This is a genomic window from Paracidovorax wautersii (assembly GCF_900113035.1).
In the GTDB taxonomy this organism is placed as follows: domain Bacteria; phylum Pseudomonadota; class Gammaproteobacteria; order Burkholderiales; family Burkholderiaceae_C; genus Paracidovorax; species Paracidovorax wautersii.
The window spans coordinates 56,630-75,169 of the sequence record NZ_FONX01000007.1; the positions used below are offsets into that span (position 1 = coordinate 56,630).

At 69.3% G+C, this 18,540-nt stretch carries 17 protein-coding genes; 8 read left to right on the forward strand and 9 right to left on the reverse strand.

From position 1 onward, the window contains the following. Positions 1-514: 514 nt before the first annotated feature. Both BM070_RS12240 and BM070_RS12245 read left to right on the forward strand, forming a co-directional pair. The gene (locus BM070_RS12240) at positions 515-1,483 is read left to right on the forward strand and encodes a glycosyltransferase family 2 protein (protein ID WP_092939694.1); all 969 of its coding nucleotides are present in this window, start codon (positions 515-517) and stop codon (positions 1,481-1,483) included. Continuing rightward, positions 1,483-3,099: an ArnT family glycosyltransferase gene (locus BM070_RS12245; RefSeq protein ID WP_092939695.1), complete on the forward strand. Its 1,617-nt coding sequence runs from the start codon at positions 1,483-1,485 to the stop codon at positions 3,097-3,099. Before BM070_RS12240 ends, BM070_RS12245 begins: the two co-directional genes overlap by 1 nt. Positions 3,100-3,209: 110 nt before the next feature. Here the strand turns inward: BM070_RS12245 and BM070_RS12250 are convergent, their stop codons facing one another. The 4 genes from BM070_RS12250 to BM070_RS12265 all read right to left on the reverse strand — a co-directional run bounded on the left by BM070_RS12250 (position 3,210) and on the right by BM070_RS12265 (position 7,947). Next, complete coding sequence (locus tag BM070_RS12250) at positions 3,210-4,445, reverse strand: M20 family metallopeptidase (protein ID WP_092939696.1); 1,236 nt, start codon at positions 4,443-4,445, stop codon at positions 3,210-3,212. After that, positions 4,442-6,217 (reverse strand): 2-oxo-4-hydroxy-4-carboxy-5-ureidoimidazoline decarboxylase, encoded by a 1,776-nt coding sequence (gene uraD / locus BM070_RS12255; RefSeq protein WP_092939697.1) that lies wholly within the window; start codon positions 6,215-6,217, stop codon positions 4,442-4,444. Before uraD ends, BM070_RS12250 begins: the two co-directional genes overlap by 4 nt. A gap of 81 nt (positions 6,218-6,298) precedes the next feature. Then, positions 6,299-7,252, reverse strand: a complete 954-nt coding sequence (gene puuE / locus BM070_RS12260) for an allantoinase PuuE (protein ID WP_092939698.1) — start codon at positions 7,250-7,252, stop codon at positions 6,299-6,301. 17 nt (positions 7,253-7,269) lie between these two features. Next, positions 7,270-7,947, reverse strand: a complete 678-nt coding sequence (locus tag BM070_RS12265) for a GntR family transcriptional regulator (RefSeq protein WP_092939699.1) — start codon at positions 7,945-7,947, stop codon at positions 7,270-7,272. A gap of 88 nt (positions 7,948-8,035) precedes the next feature. On the opposite strand from BM070_RS12265, the gene uraH reads away from it, so the two are divergent. Continuing rightward, a complete protein-coding gene (uraH, locus tag BM070_RS12270) occupies positions 8,036-8,386 on the forward strand; it encodes a hydroxyisourate hydrolase (RefSeq protein WP_092939700.1) in 351 nt (116 codons plus the stop codon). Positions 8,387-8,453: 67 nt separating this feature from the next. Here uraH and BM070_RS12275 read toward each other — a convergent pair whose 3' ends face one another. Beyond that, entirely contained in the window at positions 8,454-8,930 is a 477-nt protein-coding gene (locus BM070_RS12275; RefSeq protein WP_092939821.1) for an energy transducer TonB, read from the reverse strand. 207 nt (positions 8,931-9,137) lie between these two features. Here BM070_RS12275 and xdhC point away from each other — a divergent pair, with 207 nt between their 5' ends. The 3 genes from xdhC to BM070_RS12290 all read left to right on the forward strand — a co-directional run bounded on the left by xdhC (position 9,138) and on the right by BM070_RS12290 (position 12,194). Next, complete coding sequence (gene xdhC, locus BM070_RS12280) at positions 9,138-9,980, forward strand: xanthine dehydrogenase accessory protein XdhC (protein WP_092939701.1); 843 nt, start codon at positions 9,138-9,140, stop codon at positions 9,978-9,980. 230 nt (positions 9,981-10,210) lie between these two features. Beyond that, positions 10,211-11,443, forward strand: a complete 1,233-nt coding sequence (locus tag BM070_RS12285) for a urate hydroxylase PuuD (RefSeq protein ID WP_092939702.1) — start codon at positions 10,211-10,213, stop codon at positions 11,441-11,443. 91 nt (positions 11,444-11,534) lie between these two features. Continuing rightward, positions 11,535-12,194, forward strand: a complete 660-nt coding sequence (locus BM070_RS12290) for a DedA family protein (RefSeq protein ID WP_092939703.1) — start codon at positions 11,535-11,537, stop codon at positions 12,192-12,194. 88 nt (positions 12,195-12,282) lie between these two features. Here the strand turns inward: BM070_RS12290 and BM070_RS12295 are convergent, their stop codons facing one another. The 3 genes from BM070_RS12295 to tsaE form a co-directional block, all read right to left on the reverse strand. Continuing rightward, on the reverse strand, positions 12,283-12,507 hold the full coding sequence (locus BM070_RS12295) for a YMGG-like glycine zipper-containing protein (RefSeq protein ID WP_092939704.1): 225 nt from the start codon (positions 12,505-12,507) through the stop codon (positions 12,283-12,285). A 237-nt stretch (positions 12,508-12,744) separates the two neighbouring features. After that, the gene (locus tag BM070_RS12300; protein ID WP_092939705.1) at positions 12,745-14,253 is read right to left on the reverse strand and encodes an N-acetylmuramoyl-L-alanine amidase; all 1,509 of its coding nucleotides are present in this window, start codon (positions 14,251-14,253) and stop codon (positions 12,745-12,747) included. Then, positions 14,250-14,795: a tRNA (adenosine(37)-N6)-threonylcarbamoyltransferase complex ATPase subunit type 1 TsaE gene (gene tsaE, locus BM070_RS12305; RefSeq protein ID WP_092939706.1), complete on the reverse strand. Its 546-nt coding sequence runs from the start codon at positions 14,793-14,795 to the stop codon at positions 14,250-14,252. The genes BM070_RS12300 and tsaE overlap by 4 nt, the downstream gene beginning before the upstream one ends. Before the next feature lie 12 nt (positions 14,796-14,807). On the opposite strand from tsaE, the gene queG reads away from it, so the two are divergent. Beyond that, on the forward strand, positions 14,808-15,872 hold the full coding sequence (gene queG, locus BM070_RS12310; protein WP_092939707.1) for a tRNA epoxyqueuosine(34) reductase QueG: 1,065 nt from the start codon (positions 14,808-14,810) through the stop codon (positions 15,870-15,872). 59 nt (positions 15,873-15,931) lie between these two features. On the opposite strand, the gene BM070_RS12315 is transcribed toward queG, so the two are convergent. Next, complete coding sequence (locus BM070_RS12315) at positions 15,932-16,837, reverse strand: AEC family transporter (RefSeq protein ID WP_092939822.1); 906 nt, start codon at positions 16,835-16,837, stop codon at positions 15,932-15,934. 219 nt (positions 16,838-17,056) lie between these two features. Between BM070_RS12315 and BM070_RS12320 the strand changes: the two genes are divergently transcribed. Further along, a complete protein-coding gene (locus BM070_RS12320) occupies positions 17,057-18,019 on the forward strand; it encodes a tripartite tricarboxylate transporter substrate binding protein BugE (RefSeq protein WP_092939708.1) in 963 nt (320 codons plus the stop codon). Positions 18,020-18,540: the final 521 nt, after the last annotated feature.

The following is an 18,540-nucleotide window of genomic DNA, read 5'->3' on the forward strand; positions in this document are numbered from 1 at the left end:
GGGAACACGTTCTAAGAACGTGTTTACGATCTCCCAGGGGTCGCGCAGCTACGTCGGCGGGATGGGATGCAAGGCGCGGTGCGCAGTGGATAGCACGGCTATCCACAAGCGCCGCAACGCCGCAGACCGCCCGCCGACGTAGCAGCCCTTCGGGTTGGAGCGAAATCGGGCGATTGAACGCCCCGGCTGCTTGCATGGACACCAGCCCATGCGGCGCATCCGAGGCATCCACTCATCCCGATTGCGTTCCAACGCGATCCCCTGCGAGATCGTGAACACGTTCTAAGGTTGCGTTAAGGCAGTCGTACCAATATCGGGCCGCACAGTGTCCTATTGGGTTTCCGTCGATTGCCATGCCGCTGGATCATGTTCTCTTCCTCTCTTTCAACGGCCGGGCTTCGGTGCCCCAGCGGCCGGGGGCGTTCGCGCCTTGCGCGCCGGATCAGCCGCCGCAGTCGATAGCGATGCGCTCGCCGGGGCCTGGCCTGGCCGCGGCCGCCAGGAAGGGGCTCTGATGGCCGTGCAAGCCAAGCCTCGGCAACTCGCGTCCCTTTCCTGCGTCGTGCCCTGCCACAACGAGGCGGCCAATCTGGAAAAGCTGCTGCCGCAGCTCCAGGAGGCGCTGGCCGCCTGCGTCGAAAGCTGGGAGATCATCCTGGTGGACGACGGCAGCTCGGATGCGACCAGCATGGTGCTTGCCCACTGGGCGCAGCGGCCGGGCTTCCGTGCGCTGCTGCTGTCGCGGAACTTCGGCAAGGAGGCGGCCCTCATGGCGGGCCTGGAGGCGGCGCAGGGCGACGCCGTGGTGACGATGGATGGCGACCTGCAGCATCCCCCGTCCCTCATTCCCGTCTTCCTCCAGCACTGGAGCGAGGGCTCGGACATGGTCTATGCCCAGCGCCAGGATCGGCACGACGAAGGCGTCTTCAAGCGCTGGGGCGCGGGCTGGTTCTATGCCATCGTGAACATGGGCGGGCGATTCCAGGTGCCCGCCGGGGCCGGGGACTTCCGGCTCATGGACCGCAGCGTGGTCGATGCCCTGCTGTCCCTGCCCGAGCGCAACCGCTTCATGAAAGGCCTCTATGCGTGGGTCGGCTTCGATGCCACCGCCGTCCCCTACATGCCCAGCGCCCGGCTGCACGGCCGCACCAGCTTCAGCCCTTTGGCGCTGATCCGGCTTTCGCTCGACGGGCTGACCGGCTTCACCGCCTGGCCCCTGCGGGCCGTGAGCGCCATGGGCCTGGTGCTGGCGGTGCTGGCGCTGCTCTACGGGGCCTACCTGACCATCGCCTACCTGCTCTACGGGCATGCGATCAGCGGCTGGACGACCATCGTGGTCGGCCTGATGGGCTTTTCCGGGGTGCAGCTGCTGTCGCTGGGCATCGTGGGCGAATACGTGGGGCGGATTGCGGAAGAGGTCAAGGCACGGCCCCTCTACGTCATCAAGCGTGAACTGGGCCAGGGTCTGAAGAGGGCGGATTGATGACGGTGAACAACAAGAACCCGGCGCAGCCGGGAATGGTGGCGGTCGCCCTGCTGGTGCTGGCCTGGTGGGCCGCCACGGCCTGCCTGCGTCCGCTGATGCTGCCCGACGAGGGCCGCTACGTGGGCATCGCGTGGGAAATGCTGCGCTCGGGCGACTGGCTCACGCCCACCATCAACGGCCTGCCGTACTTCCACAAGCCGCCGCTCTTTTACTGGATCACGGCCAGCTCGCTCTGGCTGTTCGGCAACCACGAAGGCGCGGCGCGCGTGGCGCCCATGCTCGGCGCCCTGGCCGGTTCGTGGGCTTCCTACGCCTTCCTGCGCCGCTGGTGGAGCGAGCGGGCGGGGCGGATGGGCCTGCTGGTGCTCATGGCGCAGCCGCTCTGGATCATGGGCGCGCAATTCGCCAACCTGGACACGCTGGTCGCCGGCTGCATCGTCGCCACCATCTGCCTGCTCGCGCACGCCGTGATGCTGGCCGAGCATGCGCTGCCGCATCGCCGGGTGCTGCTCGCCGCCTGGGGCATGGCCGCGCTCGGCGTGCTGGCCAAGGGCCTGATCGGCTTCGTGCTGCCGGCGCTGGTGGTGTTCCTGTGGCTCGTCGCGCAGCGGCGCTGGCGGCGCCTGGGCGGCCTCTTCTGGTGGGCCGGGCCGCTGCTGTTCCTGTGCCTGACGGCGCCGTGGTTCTTCGCCATGCAGCAGCGCTTTCCGGACTTCCTGTACTACTTCTTCGTGGTGCAGCATTTCAAGCGCTTCGCTGAGGCCGGGTTCAACAACGTGATGCCCATCTGGTTCTATCCGGCCGCGCTGGCGCTCTTCTTCCTGCCGTGGCTGCCGTGGATGGCCCGCGCCTGCAGGCCGCTCGGCAGCGGCGCGTCGCCTGAGCACCGTTCGGTTCGGCTGCTGCTGTGGATCTGGGCGGCCGTCATCGTGGGCTTCTTCTCGCTGCCCAAGTCCAAGCTGCTGGGCTATGTCATGCCTGCGGTGGTGCCTCTGGCCGCCCTGGCGGCGCAGGGCTATCTGTCGCGGGAGCGCGTCTCCCGCCTGCAGTCGGGCCTGTGGTTCCTGGCGGCGGGCACGGGCACGGCGCTCGCGCTGGGGGCGCTGACGTGGCTGACCGTGCATCCGCAGAACTCCATGCGCGCCTTCGCGCAGGCGCTGAGCGAAAGCCGCCAGGCGGCAGAGCCCGTCGTGATGCTCGACACCTACTATTTCGACCTGCCGTTCTATGCGGGCCTGCGCACCCCGGTGGCGGTGATCGAGAACTGGGACGACCCGGCGATCCAGCAGCGAGACGACCAGCGCAAGGAAATCGCCGATGCCGGCCAGTTCGATCGGGCCGCCGCGTCCGTGCGCCTGCTGCTGCCGGCCTCCCTGCCGCGCCTGCTGTGCCGTTCCGGCGTCGTGTGGGTGCTGGGGCCTTCCAGGGCGGTGGAGCGCTACCCGTATCTGGCGGAGGCCGCCAGCGCCTACAGCCGCAACGCGATGACGTTGTGGCGCCTCGAAACCGGGCGCCCGGCCGTTGCCGCGCAGCTGGGGTGCAGCCAGATGCCGTACGACGATGCGCTGCGCCAGTCCCCCGCGCCGCTCTCCGAGGCCCGCGTGCCGGGTTGAGCGGCGCCCCTGGGCCGCTGCTGGCTCGCACCCAGCGCGGCCCGCATGGAGCCATAAAAAAGCCGGCCCGGGCAGCGCTGCCCGGGCCGGCTTTTTCGTGTGCGGTGTGGTTAGGCCAGCAGGTCGCTCAGCGCCCGCGCGATGACCTTGGTGGCGCGGCGCAGGTCTTCGAGGTCCAGGCGCTCGTCGGCGCGCTTGGCGTGCGATTCCAGCACCGTGCGCGGGCCGGCGCCGTAGATCACGCCGGGGATGCCGGCTTCGCCGTAGAGGCGCACGTCGGTATAGAGCGGCGTGCCCATGGCGGGCACGGGCTGGCCGAAGAGGGCTTCGCCGTGGCGCTGGATGGCGCTCACCAGCGGCGCATTGCCCGCCAGCGGCTTCATGGAGTTGGCCAGCAGCAGGCGTTTGATCTCCACGGTGATGCCCGGCTGGCCGGCGGCGGCCTCGGCGATCACGCGGCGGATGTCGGCTTCCACGGTGGCCGGGTTCTCCTCGGGGATCATGCGGCGGTCGAGCTTGAACACCACCTTGCCGGGCACGACGTTGGTGTTGGTGCCGCCTTCGATGCGGCCCACGTTCAGGTAGGGGTGCTTGATGCCCGCGACCTTGGACGTGATCTGCTTGTAGGCCGTGTTCTGCGCGTAGAGCGCCTTCAGGATCTGCACGGCGCCCTGCAGCGCGTCCACGCCGGTGTCGGGCACGGCGGCGTGGGCCATCTTGCCGTTCACGGTGACTTCCATCTGCAGGCAGCCGTTGTGGGCGGTGACGACTTCGTAGCTGAAGCCGGCGGCGATCATCAGGTCGGGCTTGGTCAGGCCCTTCTTCAGCAGCCAGCCGGGGCCGAGTTCGCCGCCGAATTCCTCGTCGTAGGTGAAGTGCAGTTCCACCGCGCCCTTGGCGGGCCTGGCGACGGCTTCCAGCGCGCGCACGGCGAAGGTGAAGGAGGCGAAGTCGCTCTTGCTCACGGCCGTGGCGCGGCCGTACATCTTGCCGTCCACGATTTCTGCGCCGTAGGGGTCGTGCGTCCAGCCTTCGCCGGGCGGCACCACGTCGCCGTGGGCGTTGAGGGCGATGGTGCGGCCGCCGTCGCCGGCCTGGCCGTAGGGGCGGCGCACGATCAGGTTGGTGATCGACTGCATGCCGTAGTCGCGCACCTCGGCCTCGGGCACGGCGTGCTTTTCGGCCTCGAAGCCGAAGCCCTGGAGCAGCTCGGCCGTGCGCTCGGCGTGCGGCGCGTTGTTGCCCGGGGGCGTGTCGGTGGGCACCTGCACGAGGGCTTGCAGGAAGCGCACTTCCTCGTCGAAATGCTGGTCGATCCAGGCGTCGAGTTGCTGGTAGTTGCTCATGGGTTTTCCGTGGCGAGTTGGTTCAAGACGTGGGTGAAGGCATCGACGGCCAGTTGCATGTCGTCGGCCGTGGTGCTTTCCAGCGGGTTGTGGCTGATGCCGCTGTTGAGGCCGCGCGTGAACAGCATGGCCTGGGGCATGATTTCGTGCAGCTTCATGGCGTCGTGGCCGGCGCCGCTGGGCATGCGGAAGACGGGCACGCCCAGGGCATCCACGGCGCGTTCCCAGCGCTGCTGCCAGGCCGGTGCGCTGGGCGCGGCGGCGGCCTTCATGGCCTGCTCGCAGGTGTAGGACAGGCCCCGGCGCTGGGCGATGGCGGCGAGTTCTGCCAGCACGTCGCGCTCCAGCGCGTCGCGCTGCGGGTCGGTGGGCGCGCGCAGGTCCAGGCTGAAGAGGCAGCGGCCGGGCACCACGTTGATGGAGCCGCTGGGCACCTGCAGCTGGCCGATGGTGCCGACCGAGTCGCCATCCTGCGCGGCGCGCTTTTCCACGTAGAGGGCCAGCTCGGCCACGCCCACGGCGGCATCGCGGCGGCGGTCCATGGGCGTGGTGCCGGCGTGGCTGGCCATGCCGGCCATCTCGCACACGTAGCGCACGCCGCCGTTGATGGAGGTGACCACGCCCAGGGGGATGTCCAGCTCGTTCAGCACCGGGCCCTGTTCGATGTGGACCTCGATGAAGCCCAGGTAGCGGGCCGCGTCGCGGCGCAGCTTGGGGATGTCGTCGATGCACAGGCCCGCGTGCTGCATGGCCTCGCGCATGGTGATGCCGTCGGCATCCTGCTGGTCCAGCCAGGCGTTGTTGAAGTGGCCGATGAGCGCGCCCGAGCCCAGGAAGGTGGCCTTGTAGCGCTGGCCTTCTTCCTCGGCGAAGCCGACCACCTCGATGCCGAAGGGCAGGCGGCGGCCGGCGCGGTGCAGCTCGCGCACGCAGGCCATGGGCACGAAGATGCCCAGGCGCCCGTCGTACTTGCCGCCGTTGCGCACGGTGTCGTAGTGGCTGCCGGTCATGAGGATCTTCGCGTCGGGCGTGGCGCCGTGGTAGCGGCCCACCACGTTGCCCACCGCGTCCACCTCGACCTCGTCGAAGCCGCAGTCGCGCATCCAGTGGCTGATGCGCTGGGCGCAGGCGCGGTGCGCGTCGGTGAGGTAGGTGACGGTGAGCTGGCCGAGTTCGGCGAAGCCCGGGTCGCTGTGCGCGGCCAGCCTTTCCTGCCAGTCCCACACGTCGTTGCCCAGCGCGGGTTCGTAGCCGAACTTGTCGTTCAGGCGGATCTCGGCGATGCGGTGGATGTTGCGCAGCGCCTCGGCCATCTCAAAGTCCACCGGGTTGCCCAGGCGGCGGGCGAAGGTGTCGATGATTTCCTGCTTGGGCAGGCCCGTGCCGCGCGGCCCGCGCACGGCCAGGATGAACGGGAAGCCGAAGCGGGCGTTGTAGTCGGCGTTGAGCTGCTGGATGCGCGCGAATTCTTCGGGCGTGCACTGCGTGAGGCCGGCCTTGCTCTGCTCGTTCGCCGATTCGGCCGTGAGCGCCTGGGCCACCATGGCCTTGCCGGCCAGCTCGGGGTGGGCGCGGATCAGCGCGAGCTTGGCCTCGTGCGGCGCCTGCGCCAGCACGCGCACCATGGCGTACTTCAATTGCGCGAGCGAGCGGAAGGGCCGCTCGGCCAGCGCGCCTTGGGCGATCCAGGGCGAATGCTCGTAGAGCCCTTCCAGCAGCGCCAGGGCCTGGTCGGCCGGCGCGGCGTTGAGTTGTTCCAGCGTCAGTGGCATGGGTGTCGTGCTCCTGAAATATGAGCTATTGGCGCAGGTGGGATAAGCGCCAGAGGCCGATTGGGTTTGTATGTCCGTCGATCAGAGGCCGGGGGCCGGGTGCTGCTCGGCCCAGTGCTGCGCCAGGTCGAGCCGGCGGCAGACCCACACCTTGTCGTGGCGCTGGATGTGGTCCAGGAAGCGCTGCAGCGCGGTGATGCGCCCGGGCCGGCCCAGCAGGCGGCAGTGCATGCCTATGCTCATCATCTTGGGACGGTCGTCGCCGGCCGGGTCGCCCTCGGCATAGAGCGCGTCGAAGGTGTCCTTCATGTACTGGAAGAACGGGTCGGCATGCGAATAGCCCTGCGGCAGCGCGAAGCGCATGTCGTTGCAGTCCAGCGTGTAGGGCACGATGAGCTGGGGCACCGTGCTGCCGTCGGTCTTCTGCACCTTCATCCAGAAGGGCAGGTCGTCGCCATAGTAGTCGCTGTCGTAGGCGAAGCCGCCGTAGTCGGCCACCAGGCGGCGCGTGCGCGGGCTGTCGCGGCCGGTGTACCAGCCCAGCGGGCGGTTGCCGGTGAGCTTGCGGAGGATGTCCATGGCCTCGGCCATGTGGGCGCGCTCCACGTCTTCGGGAATGTTCTGGTAGTGGATCCACTTCAGGCCGTGGCAGGCGATGTCGTAGCCCAGCTCGCCGAAGGCGGCTGCCACATCGGGGTGGCGCTGCAGCGCGGTGGCCACGCCGAATACGGTGAGCGGCAGGCCGCGGCGCTCGAATTCGCGCAGCAGGCGCCACACGCCGGCGCGCGAGCCGTATTCGTAGATGCCTTCCATGCTGATGTGGCGCTCGGGGTAGGCGGCGGGGTTGAACATTTCCGAGAGGAACTGCTCGCTGCCCGCGTCGCCGTGCAGCACGCTGTTCTCGCCGCCTTCCTCGTAGTTCAGCACGAACTGCACGGCGACGCGCGCGCCGCCGGGCCAGCGGGCGTGCGGCGGGTTGCGGCCGTAGCCGATCAGGTCGCGCGGATAGGGCAGGGTGGAGTCGTAGAGCGTCATGGCGTTGAGGTGTCGGGTCAGAGAGGCAGCGGCGACAGCGCCGCGGACAGGTCGTTGAGCGGGCGCTGCTGGCCGAAGGCGAGGCTTTGCTCCACATGCAGCAAATGGGCCTGCATCAGCTGCACGGCCTGTTCCTCGTTGCCGGCGGCCAGCGCATCGACGATGGCGCCGTGCTCTTCATGCGAATGCGCGGCGGCGCTGGCGGACTGGTACATCAGGGTGATGAGGGCGCAGCGCGAGATCAGGTCGCCCAGCAGCTGCGCCAGCACTTCGTTGTCCATCAGCTCGGCCATGCGGACGTGGAAGTCGCCCAGCAGCTCGGTGCGGCTGCTGGCGTCGGTGCCTTCCACGGCGGCCTGCTCGCGCAGCACATGCTCGCGCAGCGCGGCGATCTTGCCCTGCGTGCGGGTCCGCACGAAGGCGCGGGTCATCTCCACTTCCAGCATGCGGCGCACGGCGAAGACCTGGCGCGCCTCGTCTTCCGACGGGGTGGAGACGAAGGCGCCGCGCGCGGGCTCCAGCGTGATCAGCCGGTTCTGCGCGAGCTGGAAGAGCGCCTGGCGCACCAGCGTGCGCGAGACGCCGAAGTGATCGGCCAGCTTCTGCTCGGCCAGCTTGGTGCCGGGCTGCAGGCGCTGCGTGGCGATGGCGCGCGTGAGCGACTGGACGATGGCGCTGGTGGAGGAGGGTTCCATGGGCGATGAGGGCAGTTGCTCAAAAGTGTATACACTTTTGGTCCACACGGCGCTGCATCCCGTGGGCCGTCATCACAGGAGATTCCCTATGGGCCTGAGCACCCACGTTCTCGACACCATGCACGGCTGCCCCGCTGCGGGCATGGCAGTGGCGCTGTATGCCACCGACGGCGGCGCGGCCACCCTGGTCAAGCAGCTGGTGCTCAACCACGACGGCCGCACCGACGCGCCGCTCTTCGACAACGCCAGCCTGCGCCCCGGCACCTATCGCCTGAGCTTCGATGTGGCGGCGTATTTCCGCGCCCGGGGCGTGGAGCTGCCCGAACCCAACTTCCTGAACGTGGTGCATCTGGACTTCGGCGTGGCCCATGCCGACCAGCACTACCACGTGCCGCTGCTGGTGAGCCCCTGGAGCTATTCCACCTACCGGGGTTCCTGACACGCGGCCGCTGTGTGGCCGAAAAACCCTGCAGCGCGCTCCAGATGCGCGCAGGGTGCTCTTCTTTTCATAGCTGGCCTTCGGTCAGTGTATCGAGCTGGAAGCGCCCCGACTTGTCCCACAGCCAGGTGTCGGTGTAGGTGACCTTGCCCATGCGCGTGGGCGCGGGGAAGGGCGCCGCGGCGCGCACCGTGCGCTCGATCTCCTTCATCACCTCCGGCGCATGGCGCGGCGCGCGCATCCAGCGCACGGCGGTCACGCGGCCCGCCCGGTCGATGTCCACTTCCAGCACGCCGATGGCGTAGAGCAGCGGCTGCAGCTGGCCCTTGTAGATGCGGTCGGCGTTCAGGCCGTAGAGATGCGCGGCCGCGTCCTTGCGGTAGGCGCGGGGCGTGGTGGCGGCGGAAGGGCTGGCCGGCCCGCGCACGGCCGGTGCCGGATTCACCACCGTGGGCGGCTGGCCGGCATCGGCGGGGCTTTGTGGCTGCGCGGGCGGCACGGCGGGCGGGCGGCAGGCGCTCATCAGCGTGGCCACGGCGGCCATCAGGCCGGCGGGCAGCCAGAAGGGGCGCTTGCGGCGGGGCGGCTGCGGTGCTTGGGGGGGCTGGGTCATGGCGGTGCGATGCGGAAATAGGTGGGAGCGGGGCCGGCGCTGGCACGGCGCCTCGCTATGCTCGAACCCTGGTGCGCCGGCTGGCGCGGCGGCAGGGTTCACGAAAAAGGAAGCATGCGGATGGGTGATGGTGGCGACATGACGGCGTTGCAGCGCCTGCTGGACGGGCTGGCATCGGCGCCGGCATGCCTGGTGACGGTGGAGTCTATCCAAGGCTCGGCGCCGCGCGAGCCCGGCGCCTGGATGGCCGTGTTCGGCGCAGCCCAGGGGCCCGTCATCGGCACCATCGGCGGCGGGCATCTGGAATGGCAGTCCATCGCCGATGCGCGCGAATGGCTGGCCGCCGCACCCGCAGGCGGCGCGCCCGATACCCGGCTGGTGCGCCATGCGCTGGGCCCCAGCCTGGGGCAGTGCTGCGGCGGCGTGGTGCAGGTGCGGCTCGAACGCATCACGGCGGCCCAGGCGCCGGCCTTGCGCGAGCGGCTGGCTCCGCGCCTCACGCCCGTGGCGCTCTTCGGCGGCGGCCACGTCGGCCATGCGCTGGCCCGGGTGCTGGCGCCGCTGCCCTTCGCGCTGCACTGGATCGACAGCCGCGACGGCATCTTCCCGCCCCAGGCGGCGCCCGGCACCGTCTGCGAGCATTCCGAGCCCGTGCAGGGCGCCGTGCCCACGCTGGCCGCGGGCTCGCTGGTGCTGGTGATGAGCTTCAGCCATGCCGAAGACCTGGACGTCGTCGCCGCCTGCCTGCAGCGCCGCCGCGCACGGGGCGATCTGCCCTTCATCGGCATGATCGGCAGCCGCACCAAGTGGGCCACCTTCCGCCGGCGCCTGGCCGAGCGCGGCTTCACCGAGGCCGAACTGGCCGGCGTGACCTGCCCCATCGGCGTGCCCGGCATCGTCGGCAAGGCGCCGGAGGTGATCGCCGTGGCCGTGGCCGCGCAGCTGCTGCAGCAGGTGGCCGGGTCGGCCGCTGGGGGCTGAGTCTTCACGATTCGCCTGCCGCGGTGGCTGGCCGTGGGAACAATTCCTGCATACACTTTGCGACAGAACAAAAACAGGTCGCAGCGGTGCCCCGGCGGATCGGCTTTTCGATGAAAGGCTGAGATTCGCCAAGGTGCGCGGCCCCATTCGACTGCTCAGAGCGCCCGCAGTGGTGAGCAGGTTGCACGAGGCGGCGCCCCACGCGCCGCCCCACGTTGAGAGAAGAACCCATGGAAAGCTATCTCCTCGACTGGGCCAACCTGCTGCTGCGCTGGGTCCACGTCATCACCGCCATCGCCTGGATCGGCTCGTCGTTCTACTTCGTCTTCCTCGACTCCAGCCTCACCCCGCCGGTCGATGACGACCTCAAGAAGCAGGGCGTGAGCGGCGAGCTCTGGGCCGTCCACGGCGGCGGCTTCTACCACCCGGTCAAGTTCGCGGGCGCGCCGCCGCAACTACCCAAGCACCTGCACTGGTTCTTCTGGGAGAGCTACAGCACCTGGATCAGCGGCTTCGCGCTCTTCACCGTGTCGTATCTCTGGAGCGCCAGCACCTACCTGATCGACAAGTCGCGCATGGACTGGGCGCCGGCCACCGCCATCGCCGTGGCGCTGGCCTTCCTGGTCGTTTTCTGGCTGCTCTACGACGGCATCTGCCGCGTCTTCGGCCAGAAGAAGAAGGGCGACGCCATCGTCGGCGCGCTGGTCTTCGTGCTGGTGTGCGTGGCCGCCTGGCTGGCCTGCCACTGGTTCGCGGGGCGCGCGGCCTTCCTGCTGGTGGGCGCGATGATCGCCACCTCCATGAGCGCCAACGTGTTCTTCTGGATCATTCCCGGCCAGCGCAAGGTCATCGCGCAGATGAAGGCCGGCCAGCCGGTGGACCCGATCCACGGCAAGCGCGGCAAGCAGCGCAGCGTGCACAACACCTACTTCACGCTGCCGGTGCTGTTCTGCATGCTGTCCAACCACTACAGCTTCACCTGGAGCCACCCGCAGAACTGGCTGATCCTCATCCTGATGATGTTCGCGGGCGCGGCCATCCGCCAGTTCTTCGTGATGCGCCACGGCTGGAAGCTGGGCCGCAACGCCCATCCGCTGCCCTACGCCCTGGTGGGCTGCGCGGTCATCGTGGGCGCCATCGTCGGCCTGCAGCCGTCCATCGCCCCGGGCGCTGCCGGTGCCGGCGCGCCCGCATCGGCCACGGCAGCTGCCGCCGCCCCGGTGGACTACGCCCAGCTGCAGCCCGTGCTGGCCCAGCGCTGCTATCTCTGCCATGGCGCGCAGGTGCAGATGAAGAACCTGCGGCTGGATTCGCCCGAATCCGTCCAGCAGCATGCCCAGGCCATCTACCAGCAGGTGGTGGTGCAAAAGCTCATGCCCATGAACAACGCCACCGGCATCACCGACGACGAGCGCGGGCTGGTCAAGCGCTGGTTCGAGGGTGGCGCCGTGATGACGAAGTGAGGCATTCCGGGCGGCAAAGCCAAGCCCGGGGCCGGGGATTCGCAGCCGCTGCGCTACAGTGGCGCGCTGCATTTTTTTCAAAGGAACCGGCTTGGAATTCGTGAGCTTTCTGATCGACTTCATCCTGCATGTCGACAAGCACATCGCGGCCTTCGTGGCCAGCTACGGCCCCTGGGTCTATGCCCTGCTGTTCGCCATCGTGTTCGTGGAAACGGGCGTGGTGGTCATGCCCTTCCTGCCGGGCGATTCGCTGCTCTTCATCGTGGGCGCGCTCTGCGGCGCCGGGCTGATGAGCTTTCCCATCGCCTGCGCCGTGCTGCTGGCCGCCGCCATCCTAGGCGACCAGTGCAACTACACCATCGGGCGCACCATCGGGCCCAAGGTGTTCCAGTGGGAGGATTCGCGCTGGTTCAACCGCCGGGCCTTCAACCAGGCGCACGACTTCTACGAGCGCTACGGCGGCATCACCATCGTGATCGCCCGCTTCATGCCCTTCATCCGCACCTTCGCGCCCTTCGTGGCCGGCGTGGCGGCCATGGGCCGGGCCAAGTTCACGGCCTTCAACGTGGGCGGGGCGCTGCTCTGGGTGCTGGGCATCTGCACGGCGGGCTACTTCTTCGGCAACTTCCCGTGGGTGCAGAAGAACCTCGACAAGATCATCTGGGCGATGATCCTCATCCCGGGCCTGATCGCCATCTTCGGCGCCTGGCGCGCCGGCCGCAAGGCGCCAGCCGAGGCCTTGCCGAAGTAGAGCCGGGGCTACCACCCACCAAGAAAAAGGGCACCTTGCGGTGCCCTTTTTCTGTTGCGTTGAAGCGGCGGCTCGTGAGCCGGCGCGATCAACGGCGGCGGTCGCGGTCCTTGCCCAGTTCGTTGCCGATCAGGGCGCCGGCAGCGGCGCCGCCGACGGTGGCGGCCGTGCCGCCCACCGCGCTACCCAGCACGCCGCCAGCCACGGCGCCTACGCCGGTGCCGATCTGGGCATTGGAGGGGTTGGTCGAGCAGCCGGCCATGCCGAGTGCGGCAACGCAGGCAGCTGCGGAAAGAAGGTGGCGGTAGTTCATGGTGTGCTCCTTGATGGTTGTCTTGAAGACAGGATTCGAAACGTCCGGTGCGCAATGAAAGCCTGCCGGGCATGCCTTCATCCGTCGCATGCCCGCAGTATTGCCCCGTCGCCTCCCGCGCCTTGTCAGCAGAAGAAACCGCGAACTGTAGGACGGTGACCGGGCCGCCCGAGTGCGGCGGCAGGGCCGCGCCCGGCGGGGGCCGAACAGATGGTCACACCCGGTGTGGGGCCTGCGCTACACCGTGCGGCTGCGCGCCAGCGGCGGGTTGCGGGCGAAGTAGCGCGTGATGCCGCGCATCAGCGCATCGGCCAGCTGCTGCTGGTAGAGGGCGGTGCGCAGGCGGGCCTCTTCCTCGGGGTTGCTGATGAAGGCGGTCTCCACCAGCACGCTGGGAATGTCGGGCGCCTTGAGCACCGCGAAACCGGCCTGCTCCACGCGCGCCTTGTGCAGCTTGGCCATGCTGCCGATCTCGCCCAGCAGCACGCTGCCGAGCTTGAGGCTGTCGTTGATCTGCGCGGTGGTGCTCATGTCGAGCAGGGCGCGCTGCACGTGCTGGTCCTGCGTGCGCACGTTCAGGCCGCCCACCAGGTCGGCCTGGTTCTCCTTGTTGGCCAGCCAGCGCGCCGCCGAGCTGGAGGCGCCGCCCTGGCTCAGCGCGAACACGCTGGCGCCGCTCGCCGCCGGGGTGGTGAAGGCGTCGGCATGGATGGAGACGAAGAGGTCGGCCTGCACGCGCCGGGCCTTGTCCACCCGGGTGCCCAGGGGCACGAAGAAGTCGGCGTCGCGGGTCATGAAGGCGCGCATGGGATTGCCGCCGACGGTGGTGGCGTTGATGCGGTCGCGCAGCAGGTGGGCGACCTTCAGCACCACGTCCTTCTCGCGCGTGCCCGCCGGGCCGATGGCGCCGGGGTCTTCGCCGCCGTGGCCGGGGTCCAGCGCCACGATGATGAGGCGGTCCGTGGCCCGGGCGATGGCCGGTGCGGCGGGCGGCTGCACCTGCTGCTGTTGTTGCTGCTGCGTGGGCGGCTGCAGCGCCCGTGGGGGAGGCGCCGGCGGCCGCACCGGGGCGGCGGCGATCAGCGGCGCAGGCGGGGGCGCGATGCCGGGGGCGGGCGCATTCGGCCGCTCGCCGTGCTGGGCGATGAGCTCGCCCAGCGGATCGGTCGGCGTGCCGGGCTTGGCGGCGATGTGCGGCAGCGGCGCCTGGGCGGGCGCTTCGCGCAGGCGTTCGGAGATCAGCGCTTCGAGCGGGTCTTCGGGCACGGCGGGGTAGAGGTCGAACACCAGCCGGTGCTGGTAGGCCGCCACCGGCGCGAGCGAGAAGACCTGCGGCAGCGCGGCGCGCTTGAGGTCGATGACCAGGCGCACCACGCCGGGCGCGTTCTGGCCCACGCGGATGCCGGCGATGTTGGGGTCGTCGGCCTTGACCTTGGCCACCAGCTCGCGCAGCTCGGGGTTGAGGTCGATGCCTTCGATGTCCACCGCCAGCCGGGGCGGCGTGGCCACGAAGAACTGCTTGGCGGAGAGCTTCTGGTCGGATTCGATGGTGACGCGGGAATAGTCCTGCGCGGGCCATACGCGCACGGCGACGATGCCGGCGCCGCGGGCGATCTGCTGGGCACCCAGCAGCAGCACCAGGGAGCCGGCCTGCATCAGCAGCTTGCGGCGGGAGGGCGTGGCGGCGTCGCGCGCCGGCCTGGGGGCGGCCGTGCTTTCGTCCGCGCCGTGGGGGTGGTCGCTCATGCGTTCAGTCCTTGCAGCAGGGTGTGGCCGTGGGCGGTGCCGGCTCGCAGGGTGGCGCGGCGTTCGGTGTCGTCCAGGGCTTCGATATGGAGGGCCAGGTCGGCCGGCGGCAACAGGCCCGCGGCCTGTTCGGGCCATTCGGCCAGCTTCAGGCCGGGGCTGGCGAAGATGTCTCGAAAGCCCGCGTCTTCCCATTCGCGCGGGTCGCTGAAGCGGTAGAAGTCGAAATGCCAGATGGCGAGGCCGGGTGCCTCGTGCGGCTCGACCACGGCATAGGTCGGGCTCTTGATGCGGCCCTGTACGCCCAGCGCGCGCAGCAGGTGGCGCACCAGCGTGGTCTTGCCCGCGCCCAGGTCGCCGTGCAGGGTAACGAAGGCGTTGGCCAGGCCCGGCAGCGCGGCCAGCCGGGCGGCGAAGCGGGCGGTGTCGTCCTCGCCGTGCCAGCGCATTTCGGTGCTGGCGAGCTGCGGCGATGCCGCCGCTTCGGGGGCATCGGCCGGGGGGCTTTCTACAATCGGGCCGTGATGGTGTGCAGCAGTCAACTCGTTCCTCAAATGCAAGGCTGGGCGCGCGAACTGGGATTCTCCCAAATCGGCGTGGCGGGCGTGGATTTGTCCTCGGCCGAAGCTGGATTGATGCAGTGGCTGGGCCAAGGGTTCCATGGCGATATGCATTACATGCAATCCCATGGGCTCAAGCGCGCGCGGCCGGCCGAACTGGTGCCCGGCACGGTGAGCGTCATCACCGCCCGCATGGACTATCTGCCCGCCGCCACGTTCCCGGCAGCCGGCGGCGCGTCTGGCTGGCAGGCCATCGAATTCGCGCGGCTGGAGCGCCCGGCCGAGGGCATCGTCTCGGTCTATGCCCGGGGGCGCGACTATCACAAGGTGCTGCGCAGCCGCCTGCAGAAGCTGGCCGACCGCATCGCCCAGGCGGTGGGGCCGATCGGCCACCGCGTGTTCACCGATTCTGCGCCCGTGCTGGAGGCGGAGCTCGCCAGCCGCAGCGGCCAGGGCTGGCGCGGCAAGCACACGCTGGTGCTCAACCGCGAGGCGGGCTCCATGTTCTTTCTGGGCGAGATCTACGTGGACATGGCCTTGCCCGCCAGCGCGCCCGTCACCGCGCACTGCGGCAGCTGCAGCGCCTGCATCGACGTCTGCCCCACGCAGGCCATCGTCGCCCCGCATCGCGTGGATGCGCGGCGCTGCATCTCCTACCTCACCATCGAGCATGCCGGCCCCATCCCCGAGCCGCTGCGCCCGCTGATGGGCAACCGCATCTACGGCTGCGACGACTGCCAGCTGGCCTGTCCCTGGAACAAGTTCGCGCAGGCGAGCGTGCTGCCCGACTTCGACGCCCGCCCGGGGCTGGCCGGCCAGCAGCTGGTGCATCTGTTCGGCTGGGACGAGCCCACCTTCCTGCGCCTGACCGAGGGCGGCCCGATCCGCCGCATCGGCCACGAACGCTGGCTGCGCAACGTGGCCGTGGCCCTGGGCAACGCGCTGCGCGCCACGGGCGACGAGGCCCTGCGCGCCGCCCTCGCAGCCCGCGCCGACGACCCGAGCCCGCTGGTGCGCGAGCACGTGGCCTGGGCCCTGGCGCAGCGCCCCGATTCGTAATGAAAATGGCCTGTAGCGCTTGATGTATAAGCGCTTTATGCTATTAAAAATATAGCAATCTAGCGCAGCACGCCCAGCGCGAAAGGCAGGCTGAGCACCCCCAGCATGGTCGATAGCGTGACCAGCCCGGCCACGTACGGCCCGTTGTAGCCCATGCGCGCGGCCAGCACGTAGCAGGTGGAGGCGGTGGGCAGGGCCGAGAACGCCAGCAGCACGGTGGTCTGCACCGCGTCCAGTCCGAAGAGCCGCGCCAGGCACCAAGCCAGCAGCGGCAGCAGCAGGTGGCGGATCAGCAGCACGGCCACCGCCAGCGTCTTGCCGCGCACCAGGCTGCCGAACTGCATGCCGGCGCCGGCGGCCATCAGCCCCAGCGCCAGCGATGAGGCGCTGATGCGGCTGACCGTGGGCTCGATCCAGCCCGGAATGCGAAAGCCCAGCAGGTTGGCGACGAGGCCCGTGGCCGTGGCCAGGATGAGCGGGTTGCGCACCAGCTCGCGCACGAAGCCGGTCTGCCCGGCCCGCGCCATGGGCCAGACGGCGGCCACGTTGAAGAGCGGCACGCACACGCCGATCAGCACCGCGATCAGCAGCAGGCCCTGGGGCCCGGCCAGCCGATCGGCCAGCGCCAGCCCGATGAAGGAATTGAAGCGGAAGGCCACCTGGGCGCTCGCCGCATGGTCGCGTGCATCGATCCGGCCGCGCAGGCCCGGCAGCCGGGGCAGGGCATAGGCCAGGCCGATGCCCGCCAGCCCCATCAGCACGCCCGCGGCGATCAGGCCCGAGGCCTCGCCCACCCGGATGGGGCTCTTGACGATGGACTGGAACAGCAGCACCGGAAAGAGCAGGTAGTACACCAGCGTCTCCACCGGCTGCCAGATGGGCCGGCCCAGCGGGGTGTAGCGGCAGAGCAGGTAGCCGATCGCGATGAGGGAGAAATCCGGGAGCAGGAGCTGGGCGTAGTTCACCCGGCCAGCATACCCGGCGCGGCTGGCTGCGTCAGTGCGCGCCGCGATGCACGGATGCGTCACTCGAAGGCGCGGCAGGCGGGCTTTTCCCGGGAAATCCCTCATGGATGAGAGCCCCTGCGCGACCGATTTCGGCGGGGGCCGCCTTTAGGATGCGCCCATCCCGTATCAACGCGTATCACCGTGCCCATGACGCACATGCCCTTCAGGAGACCGACTATGCACCGCCGAAACTGGTTCGCACTGGCCCTTGCCCTGGCCGCCGGCAGCTCGTTTGCCCAGACCTACCCCAACAAGCCCGTGCGCCTGGTGGTGCCCTTCGCTCCCGGCGGCACGACCGACATCATCGCCCGCGTGATCGCCGACCCGCTGGGCCGCGTGCTGGGCCAGCCCGTGGTGGTCGAGAACAAGGCTGGCGGCGGCGGCATCGTCGGCGCCTCGGAAACCGCCCGCGCCACGCCCGACGGCTATGCGCTGGGCATCGCCACCGTGTCCACCACGGCGGCCAACCCGGCCATCAATCCCAAGGTGCCGTACAACCCGCTGACCGACTTCACGCCGATCATCAACATCGCGGCCACGCCCAACATCATCGCCGTGAACCCGAGCTTCCCGGCCAAGGACTACAAGAGCTTCGTCGCCGAGATCAAGAAGGTGCCGGGCAAGTATTCGTATTCGTCTTCGGGCACGGGCGGCATCGGCCACCTGCAGATGGAGCTCTACAAGAGCCTGACCGACACCTTCGTCACCCACATCCCCTACCGCGGCGCGGGCCCGGCCCTGAACGACACGGTGGCCGGCCAGGTGCCGATGATCTTCGACAACCTGCCCTCGGCCCTGGCCTTCATCAAGGAAGGCCGGCTGGTGCCCATCGTGGTCGCCGCGCCCCAGCGCGTGGCGGCCCTGCCCAACGTGCCCACCTTCAAGGAAGTGGGCCTGGAGCCCGTGAACCGCATGGCCTACTACGGCATCCTGGGCCCGAAGAACCTGCCCAAGGAGGTGGTGGACAAGATCAACGCCGGCGTGCGCAAGGTGCTGGAAGACCCGGCCGTGCGCAAGCGCATCGAAGACACCGGCTCCATCATCGTGGGCAACACGCCCGAGCAGTTCGCCGACCAGATCAAGGCCGAGTACGCGGTCTACAAGCAGGTGGTGCAAAAGCAGAAGCTGACGCTGGATTGAGGCCCGGCTTCGGATCCGTGCCGCTTGCCGCTGCGCAGCGACCCGACACCGCTTCCCCCCAGCCGCCTTCGGGCGGCTTTTTCTTTGGCGCCCGGCAACTGGCCACGCGCCGCGCGGGGTCAGGGCGAAAGACCCTGAAATATTCCTCCGGCAGATCCGAAAAGAACCTGTCGCTGCTGGCCTGCCGCGCATTCCGATGGGGCGCCGGTTGCCCATTGGCGGTGCATTTCAGGGCAAATACCTAGGCGGCTGCGGAGTGGAGCTGGAGGGGCAGATCTTCCCGTGCCCCGGGCCTTTGAGGCGCGGCCGCATCGCCGCGCTTTCCTTCTGCAATGCCCTGCACGATGCGCCAAAACCGTGCATGCACGGCAGATCCTGCACTCTTGAACCGTTGCCTGACAGTCAACGAATCTCTACCGGGGTTGACATTGCAACACTGTGTCAATTCAAAGAATCTTGTGGGCACGAACTCGCCGGCTGAGCCAAGAAGGAGCGCCGGACGTCGTCAACCCCCAAGCCAG